At 68.6% G+C, this 2,968-nt stretch carries 6 protein-coding genes; 1 reads left to right on the forward strand and 5 read right to left on the reverse strand.

Going from position 1 to position 2,968, the window contains the following annotated elements; translation table 11 throughout:
- Window positions 1-66: 66 nt before the first annotated feature.
- Window positions 67-672, reverse strand: coding sequence for a uracil-DNA glycosylase family protein (locus FM111_RS15960; protein WP_087141908.1), 606 nt, complete (start codon window positions 670-672; stop codon window positions 67-69).
- Window positions 656-976, reverse strand: a complete 321-nt coding sequence (locus tag FM111_RS15965; protein WP_046651625.1) for a DUF3253 domain-containing protein — start codon at window positions 974-976, stop codon at window positions 656-658. The genes FM111_RS15960 and FM111_RS15965 overlap by 17 nt, the downstream gene beginning before the upstream one ends.
- Window positions 977-1,023: 47 nt before the next feature.
- Between FM111_RS15965 and FM111_RS15970 the strand changes: the two genes are divergently transcribed.
- Window positions 1,024-1,458, forward strand: coding sequence for a PaaI family thioesterase (locus FM111_RS15970; protein WP_003163540.1), 435 nt, complete (start codon window positions 1,024-1,026; stop codon window positions 1,456-1,458).
- Here FM111_RS15970 and FM111_RS15975 read toward each other — a convergent pair.
- The 3 genes from FM111_RS15975 to FM111_RS15985 form a co-directional block, all read right to left on the reverse strand.
- Window positions 1,442-2,080 (reverse strand): YoaK family protein, encoded by a 639-nt coding sequence (locus FM111_RS15975; protein ID WP_087141909.1) that lies wholly within the window; start codon window positions 2,078-2,080, stop codon window positions 1,442-1,444. The two genes, FM111_RS15970 and FM111_RS15975, sit on opposite strands and share 17 nt — an antisense overlap.
- Before the next feature lie 7 nt (window positions 2,081-2,087).
- The gene (locus tag FM111_RS15980; RefSeq protein ID WP_087141910.1) at window positions 2,088-2,705 is read right to left on the reverse strand and encodes a glutathione S-transferase family protein; all 618 of its coding nucleotides are present in this window, start codon (window positions 2,703-2,705) and stop codon (window positions 2,088-2,090) included.
- Between the two features lie 34 nt (window positions 2,706-2,739).
- The coding region (locus FM111_RS15985) for a nucleoside transporter C-terminal domain-containing protein (RefSeq protein ID WP_306299165.1) at window positions 2,740-2,968 on the reverse strand (229 nt) is incomplete at its 5' end.

The raw sequence follows: 2,968 nt of genomic DNA on the forward strand, positions 1-2,968 counted from the left end.
GCCCCCTCATCCGTCTCGCTCCGCGAGCCACCTTCTCCCACAAGGGGAGAAGGAAAACACTTTGTGTCACGCCAGTATCTCCGCTGTTCGCTGCCGAAGGTAGGGCAGAACCTCGGCTTCGAACCACGGGTTTTTCTTCAGCCAGGCCGTATTACGCCATGACGGGTGCGGCAGAGGCAGGATGGCGGGCGCATAGTCGCGCCAGGCGCGGACCGTCTCGGTCATGTTCGCCTTGGCCGCCGCGCCCAAGGCCCAGGCCTGGGCGTAGCCGCCGACCAGCAACGTCAGCTCGACCTTCGGCAGTTCGGCCAACAGGCGCGGCCGCCACAACTCGGCGCAGCGGCGCGGCGGCGGATAGTCGCCGCCCTTGGGATCCGTGCCGGGAAAGCAGAAGGCCTGAGCCGCCACGCCGAGGCGCGGATCGCCATAGAAGGTCGCTTCGTCCACCCCCATCCAGTCGCGCAAGCGAACGCCGGAGGGGTCGGTGAAGGGCAGACCGCTTTCATGCACCCGCCGCCCCGGCGCCTGGCCGCAGATCAGCAGGCGCGTTTCAGGCGCGACCATGACCACCGGGCGCGGCGTGTGGGGCAACTGCCCCAGGCACGCCCGGCAGGCGCGGATTTCGGCCAGGAGTTCACCCAGGCCGTTGTCCGGTTCAGTCGAAATCGTCATCCGAAGCTTCGACCGGCGGCAGGGCCGCCAGGGCCGCGGCCGTCTCGGCCTCGGTCGGCAGGCGCAGGCGGATCACGCCGCGGAAGTTGTTGGGATCGACCGCCTTGCCCTTCTTGGTGATGGTCAGCTTGCCCTGACGCATCAGGCCCAGCGCCGTCGCCTTCACCTTGGGCAACAGGCGTTGCCACTGCTCGGGCTGCAGCTCCTTGGCCACGTCGGCCGGTTCAATGCTCTTGCCGCCGACGTTCTTGGGGTCGGCCTTGGCCAGTTTTTCGAAAATGGCCGCTTCGATTGGATCGCTCATAAGCGCTATATGCTGCACCGCGAGATCGGAAAGAAGGCAAAACCGACATGGCCGAGATAATCACCGTCACCGAAGGCGAGTTCGCCGGTTGGCAGACCTATGACCTGCGCGACACCTTCGACGTGGTGGTGGGGCCCTTCTACGGCAAGCCCGATCCCGACGGCCACATGCGCTGCGCCTTCCGCGCCGAGCAGAAGCACATGAACGCCGGGGGCCGGATGCACGGCGGCTGCCTGATGACCTTCGCCGACATCGCCATGTTCCAGATCGCCTATCAGGAGATGGAGGGCGCCTCAGGCGTCACGGTGCAGCTCGACTCCACCTTCATCGACGGCGCTTACGTGGGCGAACTGATCGAGGCGACGGGCCAGGTGACCAAGGCGGGCAAGAGCCTGATCTTCGTGCGCGGTCAGATCACCACCGGCGAACGGCTGCTGATGACCTTCTCGGGCGTGATCCGCAAGTTCACGCCGCGCGGTTGAACCGTACGCCCAAGGCCAGGGCCATGGCGACGGCCGCCGCCGGCCACAGGGCGATCAGCCCCAGGCGGCCGTAGACAACCGCGCCCATCAGCGCGCCCCCGGCCAACCCCGCCCACAGCGCCATATAGGGCCGAAACGCCCAGGGATCGCCGCCGCGCAGAGCCGCCGCCAGGGCGTGGCCGGTCTTGACCAGGGTTCCGGTCATATAGGTCAGGCTGACCCCGACCTCGCCGTCGCGCAGGAAGACCGAGTTCTCGACCGCCATGGCCAGGACCATCAGGCCGATCGCCAGGGGCGCGATCCCCGCCCCCGCCGCCACGGCGGCCCCGGCCAGCAACGCCGCCTCGACCACCAGCACCCGGCTGCGCGAGCGCGCCCCCTCGCCGCCCGCAACCAGCGCCCCGAGCATGGCGCCCAGCACGAACAGCAGCAGCACGCCCGCCACCGCGCCCGCCGCCAGCCACCGCCCCTCGGCCAGGTTGACGGCCAGGCGTGTGGTGTTGCCGCTCATGAAGGAGACGAACACCCCGCCCAGATGCAGGAAGCCCAGACTGTCGACATAACCCGCCAGGGCGGCCAGCAGCAGGGCCAGGCCGCGATCCGGCCCAGTCAGAGTCCGCAAGACAGGCTCACATCCCCGCCGCCGCCGCCGGACGGGCGCGGCACGCCTCCAGCCAGCGGGCCAGGTGCGTCAGCTCCTCGGGCGGCCGGTATTTGACCAAGCGGGCGAAATCCAGCCCCACCGCCCCGACGATGTCGGCGATGGTGAAACGGTCGGCGGCGATGAACTCATGCTCCGCGAGGTGGCGGTCCAGCGTCTTCATGAAGCGCTCGGCGCCCAGGCGGTTGTATTCGGCGACCTGAGGCTGGGGCGCCTCCAGCGCGGCCAAGGCCGGGTGGGTGAAGCGCACGTTCAGCATCATCGGATTGGCCAGATACATCTCGCACCGGCGCATCCACATCTCGATGATCGCCTGCTCCTTCGGATCGCGGCCGAACAGGTTCGGCTCGGGGTGCAGGGCCTCCAGATAGCGGCAGATGGCGATGGATTCCGTCAGGCAGGTTCCGTCGTCCAGCTCCAGCGCCGGCACGTGCGGCACGCCGAACTTGGCGCGATAGGCCGGAGTGCGGTGCTCGCCCGCCAACAGCTCGATCTCGACCCGCTCGACGTCGGTCACGCCCTTTTCCGCCATGACCCAGCGGACGCGGCGCGGATTGGGCGCGCGGCGGCTTTCATAGAGCTTCATCAGAGGGTTCCCTTCGGCTGCCCTCGGAACGCTACTAGGCGAAGATGGACGCGGGCAAGGCCCCGACGACGCAGGCCGTCATCAGCGTGGCCAGGAAGCCCGCCAGCAACGCCTTCCACACCATGCCCAGCACTTCCTCGCGGCGTTCCGGCATCAGCACCGACAGGCCGGTGACGGTGATGCCGACCGAGCCGATGTTGGCGAAGCCGCACAGGGCGTAGGTCATCAGCATCCGCGTGCGCTCGCTCATCTCGGCGACGGGC

Source organism: Brevundimonas diminuta 3F5N (assembly GCF_900163625.1).
Taxonomy (GTDB): Bacteria; Pseudomonadota; Alphaproteobacteria; order Caulobacterales; family Caulobacteraceae; genus Brevundimonas; species Brevundimonas diminuta_A.

Excerpts from the sequence above, each read along its gene's own strand:
- FM111_RS15970 (WP_003163540.1), top strand. The coding sequence starts at position 1,024 with ATGGCCGAGATAATCACCGTCACCGAAGGCGAGTTCGCCGGTTGGCAG.
- FM111_RS15965 (WP_046651625.1), bottom strand. The coding sequence starts at position 976 with ATGAGCGATCCAATCGAAGCGGCCATTTTCGAAAAACTGGCCAAGGCC.
- FM111_RS15960 (WP_087141908.1), bottom strand. The coding sequence starts at position 672 with ATGACGATTTCGACTGAACCGGACAACGGCCTGGGTGAACTCCTGGCC.
- FM111_RS15980 (WP_087141910.1), bottom strand. The coding sequence starts at position 2,705 with ATGAAGCTCTATGAAAGCCGCCGCGCGCCCAATCCGCGCCGCGTCCGC.